General features: G+C 30.7%; 19 protein-coding genes. 9 read left to right on the top strand and 10 right to left on the bottom strand.

Annotation, left to right across the window (positions count from 1 at the left end; translation table 11 throughout):
* Window positions 1-22 precede the first annotated feature (22 nt).
* Genes ACFQ5N_RS13210 through ACFQ5N_RS13195 form a run of 4 tightly spaced genes read right to left on the bottom strand, consistent with a single transcriptional unit; the run spans window position 23 to window position 1,349 of the window.
* Entirely contained in the window at window positions 23-415 is a 393-nt protein-coding gene (locus ACFQ5N_RS13210; RefSeq protein ID WP_386810152.1) for a hypothetical protein, read from the bottom strand.
* 5 nt (window positions 416-420) lie between these two features.
* Complete coding sequence (locus ACFQ5N_RS13205; protein WP_386810150.1) at window positions 421-714, bottom strand: hypothetical protein; 294 nt, start codon at window positions 712-714, stop codon at window positions 421-423.
* A gap of 4 nt (window positions 715-718) precedes the next feature.
* The gene (locus tag ACFQ5N_RS13200; protein WP_386810148.1) at window positions 719-937 is read right to left on the bottom strand and encodes a hypothetical protein; all 219 of its coding nucleotides are present in this window, start codon (window positions 935-937) and stop codon (window positions 719-721) included.
* A gap of 10 nt (window positions 938-947) precedes the next feature.
* Window positions 948-1,349: a NifB/NifX family molybdenum-iron cluster-binding protein gene (locus tag ACFQ5N_RS13195; RefSeq protein WP_386810146.1), complete on the bottom strand. Its 402-nt coding sequence runs from the start codon at window positions 1,347-1,349 to the stop codon at window positions 948-950.
* Window positions 1,350-2,072: 723 nt separating this feature from the next.
* Between ACFQ5N_RS13195 and leuC the strand changes: the two genes are divergently transcribed.
* From leuC to ACFQ5N_RS13150, 9 genes are all read left to right on the top strand, one after another.
* The gene (gene leuC / locus ACFQ5N_RS13190; RefSeq protein WP_386810145.1) at window positions 2,073-3,467 is read left to right on the top strand and encodes a 3-isopropylmalate dehydratase large subunit; all 1,395 of its coding nucleotides are present in this window, start codon (window positions 2,073-2,075) and stop codon (window positions 3,465-3,467) included.
* Between the two features lie 50 nt (window positions 3,468-3,517).
* Entirely contained in the window at window positions 3,518-3,895 is a 378-nt protein-coding gene (locus ACFQ5N_RS13185; protein WP_386810144.1) for a four helix bundle protein, read from the top strand.
* A gap of 22 nt (window positions 3,896-3,917) precedes the next feature.
* Window positions 3,918-4,514, top strand: coding sequence for a 3-isopropylmalate dehydratase small subunit (gene leuD / locus ACFQ5N_RS13180; protein ID WP_386810143.1), 597 nt, complete (start codon window positions 3,918-3,920; stop codon window positions 4,512-4,514).
* A gap of 93 nt (window positions 4,515-4,607) precedes the next feature.
* A complete protein-coding gene (locus ACFQ5N_RS13175; RefSeq protein WP_386810141.1) occupies window positions 4,608-6,128 on the top strand; it encodes an alpha-isopropylmalate synthase regulatory domain-containing protein in 1,521 nt (506 codons plus the stop codon).
* 51 nt (window positions 6,129-6,179) lie between these two features.
* Window positions 6,180-7,235: a 3-isopropylmalate dehydrogenase gene (gene leuB, locus ACFQ5N_RS13170; RefSeq protein WP_386810139.1), complete on the top strand. Its 1,056-nt coding sequence runs from the start codon at window positions 6,180-6,182 to the stop codon at window positions 7,233-7,235.
* A 106-nt stretch (window positions 7,236-7,341) separates the two neighbouring features.
* Window positions 7,342-8,235, top strand: a complete 894-nt coding sequence (locus tag ACFQ5N_RS13165) for an ABC transporter ATP-binding protein (RefSeq protein WP_386810138.1) — start codon at window positions 7,342-7,344, stop codon at window positions 8,233-8,235.
* Window positions 8,236-8,267: 32 nt separating this feature from the next.
* Window positions 8,268-11,924, top strand: a complete 3,657-nt coding sequence (locus ACFQ5N_RS13160) for a M1 family aminopeptidase (RefSeq protein WP_386810136.1) — start codon at window positions 8,268-8,270, stop codon at window positions 11,922-11,924.
* A 213-nt stretch (window positions 11,925-12,137) separates the two neighbouring features.
* The gene (locus tag ACFQ5N_RS13155) at window positions 12,138-13,109 is read left to right on the top strand and encodes a PorP/SprF family type IX secretion system membrane protein (RefSeq protein ID WP_386810135.1); all 972 of its coding nucleotides are present in this window, start codon (window positions 12,138-12,140) and stop codon (window positions 13,107-13,109) included.
* A 39-nt stretch (window positions 13,110-13,148) separates the two neighbouring features.
* The gene (locus tag ACFQ5N_RS13150) at window positions 13,149-13,658 is read left to right on the top strand and encodes a gamma carbonic anhydrase family protein (protein ID WP_386810134.1); all 510 of its coding nucleotides are present in this window, start codon (window positions 13,149-13,151) and stop codon (window positions 13,656-13,658) included.
* Between the two features lie 97 nt (window positions 13,659-13,755).
* Here the strand turns inward: ACFQ5N_RS13150 and murI are convergent, their stop codons facing one another.
* The 6 genes from murI to porG form a co-directional block, all read right to left on the bottom strand.
* On the bottom strand, window positions 13,756-14,547 hold the full coding sequence (gene murI, locus ACFQ5N_RS13145; protein ID WP_386810132.1) for a glutamate racemase: 792 nt from the start codon (window positions 14,545-14,547) through the stop codon (window positions 13,756-13,758).
* A gap of 60 nt (window positions 14,548-14,607) precedes the next feature.
* Window positions 14,608-15,108, bottom strand: a complete 501-nt coding sequence (locus tag ACFQ5N_RS13140) for an OmpH family outer membrane protein (protein WP_386810130.1) — start codon at window positions 15,106-15,108, stop codon at window positions 14,608-14,610.
* Window positions 15,109-15,130: 22 nt separating this feature from the next.
* Window positions 15,131-15,913: an OmpH family outer membrane protein gene (locus ACFQ5N_RS13135; RefSeq protein WP_386810128.1), complete on the bottom strand. Its 783-nt coding sequence runs from the start codon at window positions 15,911-15,913 to the stop codon at window positions 15,131-15,133.
* 66 nt (window positions 15,914-15,979) lie between these two features.
* On the bottom strand, window positions 15,980-18,532 hold the full coding sequence (gene bamA / locus ACFQ5N_RS13130; RefSeq protein WP_386810126.1) for an outer membrane protein assembly factor BamA: 2,553 nt from the start codon (window positions 18,530-18,532) through the stop codon (window positions 15,980-15,982).
* Window positions 18,525-19,280, bottom strand: coding sequence for an isoprenyl transferase (locus ACFQ5N_RS13125; protein ID WP_386810124.1), 756 nt, complete (start codon window positions 19,278-19,280; stop codon window positions 18,525-18,527). Before ACFQ5N_RS13125 ends, bamA begins: the two co-directional genes overlap by 8 nt.
* Complete coding sequence (gene porG, locus ACFQ5N_RS13120; RefSeq protein WP_386810122.1) at window positions 19,280-19,975, bottom strand: type IX secretion system protein PorG; 696 nt, start codon at window positions 19,973-19,975, stop codon at window positions 19,280-19,282. Before porG ends, ACFQ5N_RS13125 begins: the two co-directional genes overlap by 1 nt.
* Between the last annotated feature and the right edge of the window lie 92 nt (window positions 19,976-20,067).

Raw genomic sequence — 20,067 nt, 5'->3', positions numbered from 1 at the left:
TATTTAGATGTTTTTTACTGTTTTAAGCAGTAGCAGTACTACAAGTTTTATGTGCTATATCGCTTATTTCTAAAATAGCACCTTTTAAATCAGTTAATTCTTCTTCAGTAGGTTTAACTGTATGGTATTTTTCAATAGAACAAATAGATTGAATATTCTCATATTTTAAAATACGGTTTTTTAATGATTCATCTAAAGTAATTACGGTTTCTAACGCATACATAAGATCTGAATAAGTATGGTTGTTTGGTAAAGAGTTGTGGAAATCTAAAATAGCCATTGCGTAGGCTTCAAAAGACATTGATATTAGATTGTATCTAATTTCTGTTCCAAATCTACTTCTTGTTCCGTAGGCTTTTAAATATTGATCTCCTTCTTGTAGCCAAGTTGTCCAGTTAAGTTTTTTATTTGCCATAATAGTTATATAAATTGAAGTTCAACTTCTTCCTTTTTTTGAGTTAATTTAAAATCACCTTTTAAGGTTAAGCTGCATTTGTTTTTAATGCAAGCCTTAGATAATTCTTTAAAAAGGGTTTCTTTTTCATCGCAATCTTCGTGAAAATGACATAAGAAATTGGTGTCATCTTTATCGTTAAACTGTATAATAAATGCAGTGTAGTCAGGAAATACTAAATCATCATATGCATATGCTACTGTTAGTCCTGTTGCTTCGTCAATAATTGTGCGTGCTTTTTCTAAATTTCTATATTCCATATTGTTAAATTAATAAAAACCATATTCTTAATTGTTGGTATGCTTCTGCCTGTTCGTAGGTTTGACATTTTACCAACCCCATATTTATTGCGTCTTCAAATTCAACTTCATTAAAATTAAGTTGAAGTAAAAGTTCTTCTTTTGTTAGTTTTGAACATAAAGCTCTTAGTTGTTCATTTTTTATTGCTTCAGTTACAAAATTTAATGCTTTGCTTAATGCCATAATTTATAGTTTAACAACAATCTGTACTACAAGAAGATGCAGAGCTACAAGAGCTACTGCAGCTAGAATTGCTAAATTGAATTTGAGGTGTAAAAGGTTCAAGTTCACTATTTAAAAATAAAGAAATGTTTTTTTCAATATTTTTACTTTTAGATTTGTAAACTATAATGCCACTTTCTTTAAAAAGTCTGAGTGCTAAATAAGGCATATGACTGGTAATAACAGTATAAATACCTTTGCGCTTTAAAGCTAAACTTAAGTTGTCTTCTGAATTGCTTATTTCTTTTGTTTTAAGCCATTCATAACTATTGTTAATGCTGTTGTACACACAAACATTATCAGTGTTATGAAATCCTTTTGAAAGTTTTGATTTGTCTTTGTTTAAATCTGTTACAGGTATAATTACGTTCATAAAGCTCAATTTTTTTAAACATGTTTTGAAGTTGTACTAATTGTTATTTATTAAAACAAATGCAATGCCAAAAAATATAATGCACTGATATTTAGGTTTTTGCGTATTGTGTATAGGTTTAAAAGTTACATTTACGTAAAAAATTAAATTGATTTTACAAAAATGTATAAATTGAAATAGTAATATGAAGTGCCGTGATTTTACTACTTCTGTGCAATTAAAACAGCTTCATAGTTTAAGAAATGAATAAAAAAATAGTTGAAATAATTTTTGGATATCGTATATTTTTAATCAATAAATTCTAGAATTATAAATATAATTTGATTAATAAATTGGTTTAAAACAGCAGGTTATAATTTGGGTTAAAAAAAATCTTTAGACTTTAATTATGTTAATAATTTAACAAAATAGTATTTTTATTGTTTATTTTTTAATTTTTTCAATCTTTTAGTTAGAAATTGTATTGTTTAAGTAAAATGATCGTATAAAATTATTTGAGGTCTTAAAAGGTGATTTAAAAATAATTTAAATGAATTTTAAGAATTAAATATGAGAAGAAAGTGAACTAGTTAATTTGAGTGTATTTATAAGTAGTTTGGGTATCGTATTAAATTTAGATTGATTCTGCCTTATTTATTTCTTTTTTTAAATTTGCAGCGATTGTTGTAAATCATACACATAAGTTATGATTACAAAAAACAAATACAATAAAAAACAATATAAATGAGTACTACATTATTTGACAAAGTTTGGGATTCACACGTTGTTCGTAAAATTGAAGACGGACCAGACGTGCTATTTATTGATAGACATTTAATTCATGAGGTTACAAGTCCTGTAGCTTTTTTAGGATTAAAAAGTAGAAATAATAGCGTTTTATTTCCAAATAGAACTTTTGCAACAGCAGATCATAACACACCAACTATAAATCAACATTTACCTGTTGAAGATCCGCTTTCTGCGAATCAGTTAAAAGCCTTAGAAGAAAACTCTGCTGAATGGGGAATTTCTCACTGGGGATTAGGACATCAACAAAATGGAATTGTACACGTTGTGGGACCAGAGTACGGAATTACATTACCTGGTGCAACTGTAGTTTGTGGTGATTCACATACATCAACACACGGTGCATTTGGTGCTATTGCATTTGGTATTGGTACTTCAGAAGTTGAAATGGTTTTATCATCTCAATGTATTATGCAGCCTAAACCAAAGAAAATGCGTATCAACGTAAATGGAGAACTTGGCGCAGGAGTAACGCCTAAAGATGTTGCATTATTTATAATTTCAAAATTAACAACTTCAGGTGCAACTGGTTATTTTGTTGAATACGCAGGAGATGTGTTTAGAAATATGACAATGGAAGGTCGAATGACTGTTTGTAACTTAAGTATTGAAATGGGAGCTCGTGGAGGTTTAATTGCTCCGGATGAAAAAACATTTGAATATGTACAAGGAAGACAATTTGCGCCTAAAGGAGCAGATTGGGATAAAGCAATGGCTTATTGGGAAACTTTAAGTACAGATGAAGATGCAGTTTTTGATAAAGAATTAACATTTAGTGCTAGTGAAATTGAGCCTATGATTACTTACGGAACAAATCCGGGAATGGGTACAGGAATTTCACAAAATATTCCAACAGCTGACCAAGTTGAAGGTGGAGCAGCTACCTATAAAAAATCATTAGATTATATGGGGTTTGCTGAAGGAGAGTCTATGATTGGAAAGCCAGTAGATTATGTGTTTATTGGAAGTTGTACCAATGGTAGAATTGAAGATTTTAGAGCATTTGCTTCTATTGTAAAAGGACGAAAAAAAGCAGATAATATTACAGCTTGGTTAGTACCAGGTTCACATATTGTTGAAGCAAAAATAAAAGAAGAAGGACTATTAGCAATTTTCAACGAAGCTGGTTTTGTATTACGTGAACCAGGTTGTTCTGCTTGTTTAGCAATGAACGATGATAAGGTTCCTGCAGGTAAAGTTGCAGTGAGTACTTCAAACAGAAACTTTGAAGGACGTCAAGGACCAGGATCAAAAACAATGTTAGCAAGTCCGTTAGTTGCTGCTGCTACAGCTGTAACTGGAGTTGTAACTGATCCAAGAACACTTTTATAAAAGAGCTTTTAGCCTTTAGCAATTTGCTATTGGTTAATTAAATGTGTTGCATGAGAAATTTTAGAAAATATCAAGTTTGGAAATTAGGACATCAAATTACATTAGATGTTTATAAATTAACAGATAGTTTTCCTAAAGTTGAGCAATATGGCTTAACAAGCCAAATGAGAAGGGCTTCATCATCTGTCCCTGCAAATATTGCAGAAGGTTGTGGTAGAGAAAGTGAAGTTGAATTTAAAAGGTTTCTTATTATTGCAAATGGTTCAGCAACAGAATTGGAATATTTTTTAATTCTTGTAAAAGATTTAAGGATTGTTTCAGAAAATGATATAATCGAATTAGTTGAAAAAGTAGATCAACTAAAAAGAAGTTTAAATAAATTAATAAGTAAAATTAATACTACTAGCATAGCCACTAAAAGCGAATAGCTAGTAGCCAAAAGCAAGTAATATGGCTTACGATAAATTCGAAATATTAAAAAGTACAGCGGTACCATTACCAATTGAAAATGTAGATACTGATCAAATTATTCCTGCTCGTTTCTTAAAAGCAACTGAGCGTAAGGGGTTTGGAGATAACTTATTTAGAGACTGGAGATTCAATCCAGACAATACTCCAAAAGAATCATTTGTGTTTAACAACCCAATATATAAAGGAAAAATATTAGTTGGTGGTAAAAACTTTGGTTCAGGTTCTTCAAGAGAGCATGCTGCTTGGGCGGTATACGATTATGGATTCCGTTGTGTAGTATCAAGTTTTTTCGCTGATATTTTTAGAGGAAATTGTTTAAATATTGGAGTGCTTCCTGTACAAGTAAGTGCTGATTTTTTAGATCAGATATTTAAAGCAATTGAAGCTGATCCAGCTACTGAAATTGAAATTGACTTACACAAACAAACCATTACTATTTTAGCAACTGGAGCGCAAGAGTCTTTTGAGATTAATAGTTACAAAAAAGAAAACATGTTAAATGGTTATGATGATATTGACTATTTAACAAAAATGAAAGATGAAATTTCATCTTTTGCTGATACAAGACCATTTTAAAAGATGTTGTTTTGTTGTTCCTACTAAACTAGGAAATTAGACAGCTTAAAAAATATGGACTCCTACTTTTGTAGGAATGACAATAAACCAAACATGTCAAAAAGAAAAATTGAAATAATGGATACAACACTCCGCGATGGTGAACAAACCTCCGGAGTGTCTTTTCCTTCAGTTGAAAAACTAACAATAGCAAAGTTATTGTTAGAAGAATTAAATGTTGATAGAATTGAAGTAGCATCTGCCAGAGTTTCAGAAGGTGAGTTTCAAGCAGTAAAATCAATTACAGATTGGGCTAATAGTAACGGTTATATAGATAGAGTTGAAATGCTCACTTTTGTTGATGGCGGAAGATCTATTGATTGGATGATTAGAGCAGGTGCAAAGGTTCAAAATTTGTTAACCAAAGGATCTTTAAATCACCTAACCCATCAACTTAAAAAAACACCTGAACAACATTTTTCAGAAGTAAAAGAAGCAGTTTTATCTGCTCAAAAAGAGGGGATTTCAACAAATGTATATTTGGAAGATTGGAGTAATGGAATGCACAATTCTCCCGAGTATGTTTTTCAGTTTTTAGATTTTTTAGCAACACTACCTCTAAAAAGAATATTGTTACCAGATACGTTAGGAGTATTAACACATACTGAAACTTTTGATTATTTTTCTCAAATAACCGCAAAACACCCACATATTCATTTTGATTTTCATGCACATAATGATTATGATTTAAGTGTGGCAAATGTAATGGAGTCTATTAAAGCCGGTGCAAAAGGATTGCATTTAACCGTGAACGGTATGGGCGAAAGAGCAGGAAACGCGCCAATGGCTAGTGTAGTTGCTGTTATAAACGATTTCTTTAAAGATGAAGTTGAAATAAATGTAAAGGAAACCTCATTGTATTCAGTTAGTAAAATAATTGAAACATTTTCAGGAGTTAGAATTCCTTCAAATAAACCAGTTGTAGGTGATAATGTATTTACACAAACAGCCGGAATTCATGCCGACGGAGATAATAAAAACAACCTGTATTTTAATAATTTAATGCCAGAGCGTTTTGGAAGAAAACGTAAATATGCATTAGGTAAAACTTCAGGAAAAGCCAATATTGAAAAGAATTTACAAGAACTTGGGTTAGAGTTAGATCAAGTAGACTTGTTAAAAGTTACGCAGCGAATTATTGAGTTGGGTGATAAAAAAGAATTAGTTACCAAAGAAGATTTACCGTACATAATTTCTGATGTGTTAGAAAGTAGTTTGTACGAAGAACGAATTATTGTAGAGTCGTATGTGCTAACACATTCTAAGGGATTAAAACCTTCAACAACAGTTGCTGTTAAAATTGATGGTGAATTGTATGAAGAACACGCACAAGGTGATGGACAGTTTGATGCTTTTATGAACGCTTTAAGAAAGTTGTATAAAAAGAAAAATATGACCATGCCTCAATTGGTAGATTATGCCGTGCGTATTCCTCCAGGAAGCACTTCAGCAGCACTTTGTGAAACCATTATTACTTGGGAAAGTGATAAAAATAAATTTATAACACGTGGTTTAGACTGTGATCAAACAGTATCAGCTATAAAAGCCACTCAAAAAATGTTAAATATCAAATAGTTTTTAAATTTAAAACTGTTTAAATAAATAAAAAATTAAAATTATAGAATAATGAAATTAAATATAGCACTTTTAGCAGGAGACGGAATTGGACCAGAAGTGATAGATCAGGCAGTAAAAGTTTGTGACGTTGTAGCAACAAAATACAATCATGAAATTAACTGGAAACCAGCTTTAACTGGTGCTGCTGCAATTGATGCAGTAGGTGAACCTTACCCAGATGAAACACATGAAATATGTAAAAGTTCTGATGCTGTTTTATTTGGAGCAATTGGTCACCCTCGTTTTGATAATGATCCTTCAGCAAAAGTACGTCCAGAGCAAGGTTTATTAAAAATGCGTAAAGCTTTAGGTTTATTTGCTAATGTACGTCCAACGTTTACATTTCCTTCATTGTTAGAAAAATCTCCGTTAAAAAGAGAGCGTATTGAAGGAACAGATTTAGTTTTTTTACGTGAATTAACAGGTGGAATTTACTTTGGCGAAAAAGGTAGAAGAGAAGGTGGTGAAACTGCTTTTGATAACTGTGTTTATACGCGTGAAGAAGTACAACGTTTAGCTAAAAAAGGATTTGAATTAGCTATGACACGTTCTAAAAAATTATGTTGTGTTGATAAAGCAAATGTTTTAGAAACATCTAGATTATGGAGAGAAACGGTACAAGCAATGGAAAAAGATTATCCAGAAGTTGAGGTTTCTTATGAATTTGTAGATGCAGTTGCAATGCGTTTGGTGCAATGGCCAAATAGTTACGATGTGTTAATTACTGAAAACTTATTTGGAGATATTTTAACAGATGAAGCTTCGGTAATTTCAGGTTCTATGGGATTAATGCCATCAGCATCTTTAGGTTCTGATATTGGATTGTTTGAGCCAATTCACGGTTCATACCCACAAGCAACAGGTTTAAATATTGCAAATCCAATGGCAACAGTATTATCTGCAGCTATGATGTTTGAAAATTTTGGATTACATGAAGAAGGAAAAGCAATTAGAGAAGTTGTAAACAAGGCTTTAACAGAAGGAATTGTAACTGAAGATTTAGCTGACGGTGGAAAAGCATATGGTACTAATGAAGTAGGAGATTGGTTAGCGGCTAACGTATAGTCAATTTTTAATAATATATGAAAGAGTCATTTTCTTAATTGAAAATGACTCTTTTTTATTTTAGATATTATTATATTGTAGTCTTAATTCATCAAAACAAAAATCTATGAAATTAATTATTCAAAATTTATCAAAAACCTATAAAAACGGAGTAAAGGCAATAGATAATTTAAGTCTTGAAATTGGGACAGGAATGTTTGGTCTTTTAGGTCCAAATGGAGCAGGAAAATCATCTTTAATGCGAACAATTGCTACGCTTCAAAGTCCAGATTCAGGTACTATAACTTTTGGAGATATTAATGTTTTGGATGATAAAATGGCGTTAAGAAGGGTTTTAGGATATTTACCACAATCTTTTGGAGTGTATCCAAAAATGTCTGCAGAAGAGTTGTTAGATTATTTTGCCACCTTAAAAGGAGTTTCTTCAAAAGCAGACAGAGTTAAATTAGTTAAGGAAGTTTTAGAAATCACTAATTTATATGAAGTTCGAAAAAAGAATGTGGCAGGTTATTCTGGCGGAATGAAGCAACGCTTTGGAATAGCACAGCTGTTGTTAAATAATCCTAAGTTAATTATTGTTGATGAACCTACAGCAGGTTTAGATCCTGCAGAGCGTCATAGATTTTTAAATGTATTGCGTGAAGTTGGTACAAATTGTACCGTTATATTTTCAACGCATATTGTTGAAGATGTAAAAGAACTTTGCAATGAAATGGTGATAGTAAATGGTGGTAGAATTTTGAAAAAAACAACACCAACTAGTTGTACTGAAGAAGTAAAAGGTCAAATTTGGACTAAAGTAATTGAACGAGATGAATTGGAAGCAATGGAAGCAAAGTACAACGTGTTATCATCTAACTACAATCAAGATAATACTTTAAATATTAGAGTGCATGCTATAGAAAAACCAGCCGAAGATTTTATTGAAGCAGCGCCGCAGTTAGACGATGTATATTTTATTGCTTTAAAAGAAGATGAAGCAAATTTAGTTTCAGAATAAGGTTCTTTTTTTAACAATTTAAACGTACAAATATGTTTACCACAATATTTAAACACGAATTAAAATATTGGTTTAAGAAACCATCATTTTATATATATGTAGCCATCTTTTTTATAATTGCTATTTTCTCTTCAGCAAGTTCGGCAGGAATATTTGACTCGCTTACAGTAAGTGTAGGTTCTTCAAAAATTGTGAATGCGCCTAAAAATATAATTGGAATGTTTAATGGTTTAACCATTTTAATATATTTTTTATTTCCATCCATAATTGGTGTATCTATTTTTAGAGATTTTAAAAGTGAAATGCATACCATTTTGTATTCATATCCGTTCACAAAAACAGATTATTTATTCGGGAAATTTTTAAGCTCATTTTTAATAGTTACTTTAATTGTGTTAACTATTGGGTTTGGAATGTTTATTGGGTTTAGATTGCCCGGTACAAATGCTGAAATTGTTGGTGATTTTAGATTTTTTGCATACTTACAAGCTTATTTTATTTATATAATTCCAAATATATTTTTGTTTGGTGCAATTGTATTTGCAACCGTAACTTTTACACGCAATATTTCCGCCGGATTTATTGTTGTGGTAATGTTAATGTTAATACAAGGTGTATCTGAAAGTTTGTTGAATGACATTGATAATAGATTTATTTCTGCAATGCTAGATCCGTTTGGAGGGCAAGCAGCTAATTACTATACACGTTATTGGACCGTAGCTGAGCAAAACGATTTATTGTTACCAATTAAGGGTGTTGTTATTTACAATCGGTTGTTGTGGTTGGCAATAGCAGCAGTTGTTTTTGGGTTGGTGTTTAAATACTTTTCGTTCAATCAAAATGCAATGTCATTTAGTTTTAAAAAACAGAAAGCTGAACGCATCACAAAAAGTAACTTTGGTGGAATTACCAAAATTGAACTTCCAAAAGTTGCTTACAATTTTTCATTTTTACAAAACTTAAAAACAACTTGGAAACTATCTAATTTAGATTTTAAATTTATTATAAGAAGCTGGCCATTCTTAAGTATTTTATTGGTTGGTCTTATTTTTATTTTAATAATGTCTGTTTCCTTAGGTGAAATTTCAGGAACAAAAACGTATCCAACTACTTGGCAAATGTTATTGTATCCTGGAAATACTTTTTCATTATTTATAAATATTCTTACGTTTTTATATGCAGGAATGCTTGTTCAAAGGGCAAAAATTGCAAAACTAAATCATTTAATTGATGTTACGCCAATTCCAAATTGGACCTTACTACTATCAAAATTTGTAGCCTTATTAAAAATGCAATTAGTGTTGCTGTTTGTAATTATGATTGGCGGAATTATTTTTCAAATTTATAGAGGTTATTACATTTTTGAAATAGATCAATATTTGTATGAATTATTAATTATAAAATTTATCCATTTTGCGGTGTGGGCATTTTTAGCAATATGCATTCAAACACTTGTAGGTAATGCTTATTTAGGCTTGTTTATATTGTTGGTAATTTCTATTGGATTACCATTTTTAAGGTTCGCAGGTATTGAGCAATCTATATTTAAATATAACCAAGGACCTGGTTATTCTTATTCAGACATGAATGGCTACGGAGCATTTTTTAGTAGTTATATAATTTATAAAATTTACTGGGTTTTTGCTGGTATAGTACTTTTTATAATAGCAGCATTGTTTTGGGTGCGTGGTTTACCACACTCTTTTAAAGAGCGTTTGTCTATTGCTAAAGCAAGGTTTAAAGGAGCATATATTATTGGATTTGTTGTTTTTTTAGTCACTTTTTTAGCGCTAGGTTATAGAATTTATTATGAAAACAATGTTTTAAATAATAGAATATCTGTAAAAGAAAGAGAATTGTTTCAAGTTGAATGGGAGAAAAAGTATAAAAAGTTTGAAAACAAAACACAACCAAGAATTGTTGATGTAAATGTTGCAATGAATATTTTTCCTGAAGAGCTAAATTTTAATGCATCAGGAACTTATTTAATGGTAAATAAATCTTCAGAAAAAATTGATAGCATTTTATTAAATCATAATAACTATCCAAGTACGTTTACTTTTAATAAAAAGAATACACTGGTTTTAGAAGACACCATTCATCATTTTGATATTTATAAATTAGAAGAAGTGTTATTGCCTGGTGATAGTTTATCGTTAAATTTTGAAGTTAAAAATAAACCAAATACTTTGCTTAGAATTCATTCAAGCATCAAAGGAAATGGAACTTTTATAAACAATAAATCGCTGTTTCCTTCTTTGGGTTATGGAAGCAATGGAGAGTTAAGAGATGATAAAGTTCGGGAAAAATACGATTTGCCTAAAAACGAATTAAGACCATTTCCAACCGATTCTACGGCTTTAGGAAACACCTATATTTCAAAAGATTCTGATTGGATTAATTTTGAAGCAACCGTTAGTACTTCTAAAGATCAAATTGCAATTGCTCCAGGGTATTTGCAAAAAGAATGGGTAGAAGGAGACAGGCGCTATTTTCACTATAAAATGGATAGTAAAATATTAAATTTTTATGCATTTAATTCTGCTAAATATGAAGTAAAAAAAGATACTTGGAATGATGTGAATCTTGAAATTTATTACCATAAAGGACACGAATATAATTTAGATAGAATGATGGATGGAATAAAAGCTTCATTAGATTATAATTCTAAATATTTTAGTCCGTACCAACACAAACAAGTGCGTATTGTAGAGTTTCCAAGAACCGATGGAAGCTTTGCACAATCGTTTCCAAATACAATTCCTTTTTCTGAAGGAGTAGGTTTTATTGCTGATGTTGATGATTCTGAAAAAGGAGGCGTTGATTATGGTTTTGCAATAACCGTACATGAATTGGCGCACCAATGGTGGGCACATCAAGTAATTGGTGCTGATGTGAAAGGAGCCACAATGCTATCTGAAAGTATGGCAGATTATGTAAAGTTAAAGGTGTTAGAGCATCAACACGGAAAAAAGAAAATGCGTAAATACTTAAAAGAATCATTAGATGAGTATTTGCAGGGTAGAACCTTAGAGCAAAAAAGAGAAAGTCCGTTAATGTATAATGACGGTCAAATGTATATTCATTACAAAAAAGGATCTTTAGTTTTTTATGCTTTAAGCGATTATATTGGCGAAGAAAATTTAAATGCAGCTATTAAAAAATATGTTGATAAAGTAAAGTTTCAAGAAGCGCCATACACCACTTCAATTGAAATGGTAAATTATATTAAACAAGTAACACCAGATTCTTTAAAGTATGTAATTAAAGATATGTTTGAAACAATTACACTTTATAAAAATAGAGTTGTAGATGTTGAAACCACCGAGTTAGAAAATGGAAAATTTCAGGTTGATATTGAGTTTAATGTGAGTAAATATAGAGTAAGTGATAAAGGAAAACGTTTGTATGGAGATAAAGTAGGAGATACTATTTCTTATAAAACCGAAAAAATGAAAAAGCCAATTTTGTCACTTCCTTTAAAAGATTATGTTGAAGTTGGTGTTTTTTATGAAGAAGAAATTGATGGCGAAAAGGAAGAGGTTGAATTATATTTAAAAAAGCATAAAATAACTTCCATAAATAATAAAGTTCAAATTATTGTAGATAAAAAACCTACTGAAGTTGGTGTAGATCCATACAATAAACTTATAGATAATAATTCAGGCGATAATAGAAGAGAACTCTAACGTATATTGTAAACAACACCAAACAAGTTTCAAAAATGTTGTTTGGTGTTGTTAATAAAATTATTTCAATAAAAAAGAATGTCGTTTTTGTAGGGAGAAATAATGATGAAAATCATAAACACGTATTTTTATGTTAAATCTTCTTTTATTATTAAGTAGTTGCGTGAAATAATAGCTTAAAAAATTATATATTTGATGTTCTATTTGTGAGGAATGAAATTATTTAAAATTATTAGTATTTGTTTGCTTTTTATTGTGCCATTTACAATGAAAGCCCAAGAGACATTGCCTGTATATTCAGATTATCTTTCTGACAATGTTTTTTTAGTTCATCCTTCTGCAGCTGGAATTGGAAATTGTGGAAAAATTAGATTCACTGCACGTAATCAATGGAGTGGTGTAGAAGATGCTCCATCTTTACAAACATTAACAGCTCATACAAGATTAAGAGATAATATTGGACTTGGAGTGGTTTTATTTAACGATAAAAATGGATACCACGCACAACAAGGTTTTGAAGCTGTTTTTGCATATCATATCAACTTAGGTAGAATTGAAGATTCAAACCAATTATCGTTTGGGTTGGGTTTAATGGCGGTAAATAATACCGTTGATGAAAGTTCGTTTACAATTTACGACCCGGTAATATCTCAAATTATACAAAGCGAATCTTACTTTAATGCAGATTTTAGTATGGCCTATCACTACAAAGGTTTATTTACCTATTTCACTGCAAAAAATATTATGTTAAGCGCACGAACTTTGTATGATGATTTTTATGAATCCTTAAACTTAAGACGCTATTTATTCACCGTTGGATATTATTTTGGAGAAAGCAAAAGTTTTCAGTTTGAACCTTCTATAATGGCACAAGCTGTTGAAAGAACCGGTGAAAAGTTTGTAGATTTTAATATGAAAGTGTACAAAAATATTGGAGAAGCTCAATTGTGGGCTGCCTTTTCATATCGTCAAGGTTTTGACAATGCTATCTCACAAGAACTACAATATTTCACACCAATTATTGGTGTAAATTATAAGAACTTTATGGTTTCTTATACATATACAAAACAAACAGGAGATGTATTGTTTGATGAAGCTGGGTATAATCAAATAACCTTAGGTTTTAATTTTGGTTGTAGAACACCAAGAAACAGTGGTTGTCCTAATATAAATTATGCTTTTTAAATTGAATTAAACAAGTACCTTCCTTAAACTTATTTTATTATGATTATTAAAGAATTGAATGGAAACATTCCAAAATTTGGTGACGATTGTTTTATTGCTGAAAACGCTGTTATTGTTGGTGAAGTAGAAATGGGAAAACAATGTAGTATTTGGTACAATGCCGTAATTAGAGGCGATGTGCATTATATTAAAATGGGAGATAAGGTAAATGTACAAGACGGAGCAGTGATTCATGCAACCTACCAAAAACACCCTACAAATATTGGTAATAACGTGTCTATTGGGCACAATGCAATGGTACACGGTTGTACCATTCATGACAATGTGTTAATTGGTATGGGGTCAATTGTTATGGATGATTGTGTGGTTGAAAGTAATTCAATTATTGCAGCAGGAGCTGTGGTTACTAAAGGTACACATATTGAGTCTGGAGCTATTTATGCTGGTATTCCTGCCAAAAAAGTAAAAGATATTAGTCAGGAATTAATTTCAGGAGAAATTGATAGAATTGCTAATAACTATGTGAAATATTCAGGTTGGTATAAATAAAAATATGTTGGGCGTTGCCGTTGGCCAGGCTTTCCGTTAAATCTTTTGCCATGCAAAAGGATACCACTGCAATCCTTAACGCAAAATAAACACGTATTTAAAAGTCTAATTCAGTTAATTTATAATTAACTAAACTATCTCTTAATATAGTTTCTAACACTTGCTTTTTTGTGTTTATATAAAATTGATGATTAGGTTTAATATTTAAATCGTTTAATAATAATTGTTTTTCTAAAACCGTTTTTGTTTGTTTTGCAACCGCTTCGCCTGAATCAATTATGTTTACCAACGGACCAATAATTTCTTTAATTTGCGGAATTAAATAAGGGTAATGTGTACAGCCTAATACTAAATGGTCAATATTAAATTTTAGCATTGGAGATAAATATTCAACTAATAATTTTTTTGTTGCGTCGCTGTTTAATTTTCCGCTTTCAATTAATTCAACTAAACCTTTACCGTGCTGTTCAATAATAGTAATATTTTTTGTGTATTCATTAGCTGTTTTTTCAAAAAGCTTACTTGTAAGTGTTCCTTTTGTGGCTAATATTCCAATAGCATCGGTTTTGCTATAAAGTGCAGCAGGTTTAATGGCGGGCTCAATACCTATAAAAGGAATGTTATAGGTGTTTCTTAAATATTCAATTGCGTTTGTGGTGGCAGTATTGCAAGCAACAATTATAAGTTTGCAGCCTTTTGAAATTAAAAATTCGGTATTTTTTATGCTAAGCTCTAAAATTTCTTTTTCAGACTTTTGACCATAAGGTGCATTTTTACTATCTGCAACATACACAGTACGTTCATTTGGAAGTAGCTTTACTACTTCTTTCCATATGGAAGTTCCTCCAATACCAGAATCAAATAAACCTATAGCTTGGTGCTTTTTCATTAGAATAAAAGTAAAAAAAAATCCCGCCTAAGCGAGATTTTTTTAAATAAAAAGTATTTTTTATTGGATACCTAATTTAGCTTTTACTAAAGGTAATAAATCTTTTCCTTTTGCTACTACTAAAGTTTGAGCTCCTAATACGTAGTCAAAACCTTGTTCACTTGCAACCTCTTCAATTGCTTTTCTAGCTTTTTCAATAATAGGTTTCATTAACTCAGTTTCTTGATTTGTAATATCTTTTTGAGCTTGTTGACCTGCTAATTGTAATTTTTGTTGATCTTGTTGAACTTCAGCAACTCTTTGTTGGTTTACTTCATTTGTTTGTGAAGCAGCTTCTGAATCGTATCTTTTTAATTTTGCTTCTAATTTATCATTTTCAGCTTTTAATTCATCTTGGTAAGTTTTAGATAGTTTTTCTAAATCAGCTTGCATAGCTTTAGCCTCAGGCATTAAACTTACTAATTCCATGAAATTAATATGAGCAACTTTAGATTGTGCATTCATTGTATTAAATCCTAAAGCAATAACTGCAACTATTAATAACGTTTTAAATTGTTTCATCTTTTTTTGTCCTTATTTTAAATTAATTATTCTTATTGTCCTCGGCATTTTTAGCCTCTTCTATTTCTTTTATTCTTTGTTGTTTCTTTTCTTCATTTGCTTTTAACAACTCTTCTCTTTTTTTAAGTTGTTCAGCTCTTTTTTCTTCAATTTTCTTTTTCAATTCAGCTCTTTTCAATTCTTTTTCATCTAATTTTTTTTGAGCTTCTTCACTAAGAACTGGTGCTGAAGTTGTGTCAGCTCCTTTTCCTTTTTTATTTTGTTTGTTTTTTACTTCTTCAACCTTTTTTACTCTACTAATACTTTTAATTACAATGTCGCTTATGTCGTATTGCTTATTTGTGTAAAGCATTGTTAAAGCTGTTGATTTGTCTAAAATAAAATCATATTTTCTTTTTACTGCTATGTCTTGAACTGCGTTGTAAACTAAATCTTGAATTGGTTTTACCAATTGTTTTCTTAAAAAAAATAAATCGCCATCTGTTCCAAAGTAAGAAGATTTTAATTTCTTTAAATCAATTTCTCTTATTTTAATTTCTTCTTCACTTTCTTCAATCAATTCTTTTGTAAGCAATACTTTTTCGTTTCTTAAATTGGCTTTTAATTCGTCAATTTCGGCTTGTTCTTTTTCAATAGTATTTTGCCATGATGCAGCTTTTTCATTTATCTTGTTTTCAGCTTCAGCATACTCAGGAATATTTTCTAAAATGTACTCCATGTCAATATAACCAAAGCGTTGAGGCTTTTGAGCTATAAGATTTATGCTTGCCAATAAAAACGTAAATAAAACTACTTTTTTAATCATTACATATTGGTATTTAGAAAAAACCGTGCCATTTTAAAAATTAATTACAAATATAACTGATTTAGTTTAAAATTGTTGCCCAATTACGAAATGAGTTTGCCAACCTGAAGGTTGAGTACCGGTAATAGGATCAAATCCGTAAGCGAAGTCAATACCTAAAAGACCAAATGCTGGCATAAATACTCTAAGTCCCATACCTGCAGATCTCTTAAGGTTAAACGGGTTTAGTTCTTCAAAACCGTCATATGCGTTACCCGCTTCTAAAAATCCTAGTACATAAATTGATGCTGATGGTTTTAAAGTAATTGGGTATCTAAGTTCCATTTGGAATTTATTATAAATTGTACCTCCTAAAACTGATGAAATTTGTCCGTTTTCATAACCTCTTAATGCAACGGTTGTTCTACCATCTAATTGGTACGAAGCCATTCCGTCTCCTCCAACAAAAAATCTTTCAAATGGTGAATATTCTAATTCAGTGTTATAACGTCCTAAGAAACCAAATTCTGCGTTTGTCATTAACACTAAATCTTTATAAATTGAAGTGTACCATTTACCTGTGAAACTTGCTTTGTAGTACTCTAACCATTTGTATTTTTCTTCATCAGATAATGTGCTATAATCTTTGTTGTTCATTAAAGACCAAGGCAAAGTGAATTTTCCAATAATTGCAAATTCAGAACCTGATTTTGGGAATATTGGGTTTGGACCTGATGAATTTCTTGAGAACGTAATATTGTAAGCTAAGTTGTTTGATTGTCCAGTTTCAAAAGTAAATGTTGAAATAGGGTAGTTTTTTAAATCGTACAATTGGTAACTAATACTTTGTGATAGTGAGAAGTTATCATCTGGCCAAGTTAATCTTCGTCCAATACCTACACTTGCACCAATAATATTTAAACGTTCATCTTTACTTACATCATTGGTTATGTAACTATATCTGTATTGTGCTGAATAATACATTGAAAGTGATAGTGATTGTGGTTTTTTACCACCTAACCAAGGTTCTACAAAAGAAAAACTTCCAGTTGTATAATATCTACTTTTTTGTAAACGTAACGAAAGCGTTTGTCCATCACCCATAGGTAAAGGTTTATAAGCTTCTCCGTTAAAAATATTTCTAATTGAAAAGTTGTTGAATGACAATCCTACAGTTCCAATAAAGGAACCACCACCGTAACCTCCTTGTAATTCAATTTGACTAGCTCCTTTTTCAGCAATTGTATAGTCAATATCTACTGTTTTATCACCATAATTTGGTTTAATGTCTGGTGTAATGGTTTCAGCATCAAAAAATCCTAATTGACCAATTTCTCGAATGGTTCTAATAATTTGACTTTTGCTGTACAAATATCCAGGACGCGTTCTAATTTCTCTATAAACAACATGGTCATTTGTACGATCGTTACCGTTAATGGTTACTTTGTTTATTTTTGTAGGTTCATCTTCATAAATTCGTATTTCAACGTCAATAGAATCGTTACTAATTCTAGTTTCAACAGGTACTACTCTAGAGAATAAATATCCGTTGTCTTGATATAGTGTTGAAATGTCTTGAGAGTCTGGAGTTCCATCTCCAGTAACTCGTTCTTTTAAAACAATTCCGTTATAAGTATCTCCTTTTTGAATTCGAAGCATACCTTGTAATTGTTGATCAGAGTATTTACTGTTTCCTAAAAACTTAATATCTCCAAAGTAGTATTTGTTTCCTTCTTCAATATTTATGTTTAGGTTTATGGTATTATCTTCATTCCAAGTAATAGTTTCATCTAAAATTCTAGCATCTCTGTATCCTTTTTCACTATAAGTTGTTACAAGGCTTTCAAGATCTTCTTGGTAATCATCTTCAATGTATTTTGAACCTTTCCATAGTCTACCAAATACTTTTTCTTTGGTATTTTTCATGGAAGATTTTAATGTTTTATCTGTTAGGGCTTCGGTTCCAATGAAATTAATTTTTTTAATTTTAATTTTTTCACCTTTATCTACATGAATCAGCATTTTTACACTATTCACATTTGCAGTATCTGGCTTTGTGTCTAAAGTAACTTTGGCACCTAAGTAACCTTTGTCTTGGTAGGTTTTTTTTATGTAATTTTTAGTGGTAACAATTAAATTGTCTGTTACCATAGTTCCAATTCTAAGTTCAGCATCTTTTTTAAGTTCTTTTTCTTTGCTGCTTTTTACACCTTGAATTGTTATTTGACTAAGTTGAGGAAGTTCTGCAACATCAAATTCTAGATAGGCTGTGTTTCCATCAATTTTTGAGATATAAACATCAATTCTACTAAATTGATTTGTCTCATATAATTTTTTAATGGCACTTGTAAGTTTATCTCCTGGAATTTTAAGTTCCATACCAACTTTTAAGCCAGTAAAAACTTTTACAGTTTGTTCTTCAAACTTTTGTAAACCAATAACAGTTATTCCTCCAAGTTCATATTTATTGTCTGCAATAAAATTTATGGGTTCATTGGTTTTGGGTGATAACGTGTCTTTTACAAGAGTTTTTGTTTCTACTGGAGTCTCTTTTAACGTGTCATTTTTAATTTCTTGTGCTTGCACAAAAGTTGTGAAAGTAACCGCTAAAAGTAAGAGCGCAATCTTGAATTTATTCATTGATTTTTTCAATTTGTTCACTGGTTTTTCCAAACCGTCGTTCTCTGTTTTGGTAATCTATAATTGCGGCATATAAATTAGCTTCTTTAAAATCTGGCCAAAGGGTATCTGTAAAATACAGTTCAGCGTATGCAATTTGCCACAATAAAAAATTGCTGATTCTTTTTTCGCCACTTGTGCGAATCATCAAATCAACATCAGGCAAAGAAAACGTATATAAATGATTATTTATAATATTTTCATTAATTTCTTCTGCCTTTAAGTTATTATTAACAACTTTTTTTGATATATTTTTGATAACATTAACAATTTCATCTCTTGCCCCATAATTTAAGGCAAGCGTAAGGGTTAATGCATTGTTATTTTTGGTTTTTTCAATAACATCTTTTAATTCGTTGTGAGCTTTTTCAGGAAGTCCATCAAGGTTTCCAATAGCCATTAATTTGATGTTATTTTTTTGAAATGTTTTTAATTCTTTTCTTAGTGATGATACTAGAATAGACATTAATGTTTTTACTTCTAATTTTGGTCTGTTCCAATTCTCAGTTGAAAAGGCGTATAACGTTAAAAAATCAACGCCTAACTTTGTACAGGTTTCAATGGTTGAGCGTACGGAAGAAACCCCGTTTTTGTGTCCAAAAACACGTGCTTTGCCTTGTTGTTTAGCCCATCTACCATTGCCATCCATAATTATAGCAATATGGTTAGGTAGTTTATTTTTATCTATTTGAGATTTTAATTCTTCCATTAGTAAGGTGTTGCGTAACAAGGTGGTCTTCCAAAAGTATAAACAAATGAAACGCCCGCTAACGTATACCAATCATTGTTATTTGGGTTTCCAAATTCTAATTCAGGAATGCTGTTAGTACCTTCGTTATAATAGTTGTAATCTAATTCATCAGTAAATGTGTAGGTAGTTCTTAATTCAAAAGCAACGGCAAATCTTCTTCCAACGGCAAATTTATATCCTACACCAAAAGGAATTGCAAATGATGTTTTTGAACCGTATTCGTACACTTGAGGAGCAGTTTCACTTTTTATAGCTTTATAATTAAATGCGGCTATTTCTAGCAAAATATACGGAGTTTGTCTTTGGTTGTAATTGTCTATGTTATAATCAAAATAGCTATATTCAATTCCAACGGCTAATTCTTTAATAGAATTAGTGAAACGTAAACCTCGAGTTTGTCGGGCATTATTAGTAGCATTTTCATCGTTAGATGATAGTTCTGCGTATGTAAAAGTACCTCTTAAAGCCATTCTTGGGTTTGCATTCCATTTATAAATAATTCCTCCCATAAAATTATTTGGGTTTATATAGTACTCTGGGCCTATGTCTCCAATATAATTGCTGCCGCCAGCAAAAATACCAATCTCATTAATTTGAGATGTGGAAGTTGTTGTAATACAGGTAAATAAAATAAATACTATAAAATTTTTCATATAAAAAATTGCGTGCAAATATAAAAAATTCTATTTGCATTTAGAAGTTTAACAAAGTCTTTTTTGATAAACAGATTTTATTTAAAATTATT

This window comes from Lutibacter holmesii (assembly GCF_042679665.1).
Classification (GTDB): Bacteria; Bacteroidota; Bacteroidia; order Flavobacteriales; family Flavobacteriaceae; genus Lutibacter; species Lutibacter holmesii.
The sequence above is the reverse complement of the archived record's forward strand: the minus strand, read 5'-3'. Positions and strand labels throughout refer to the sequence as shown.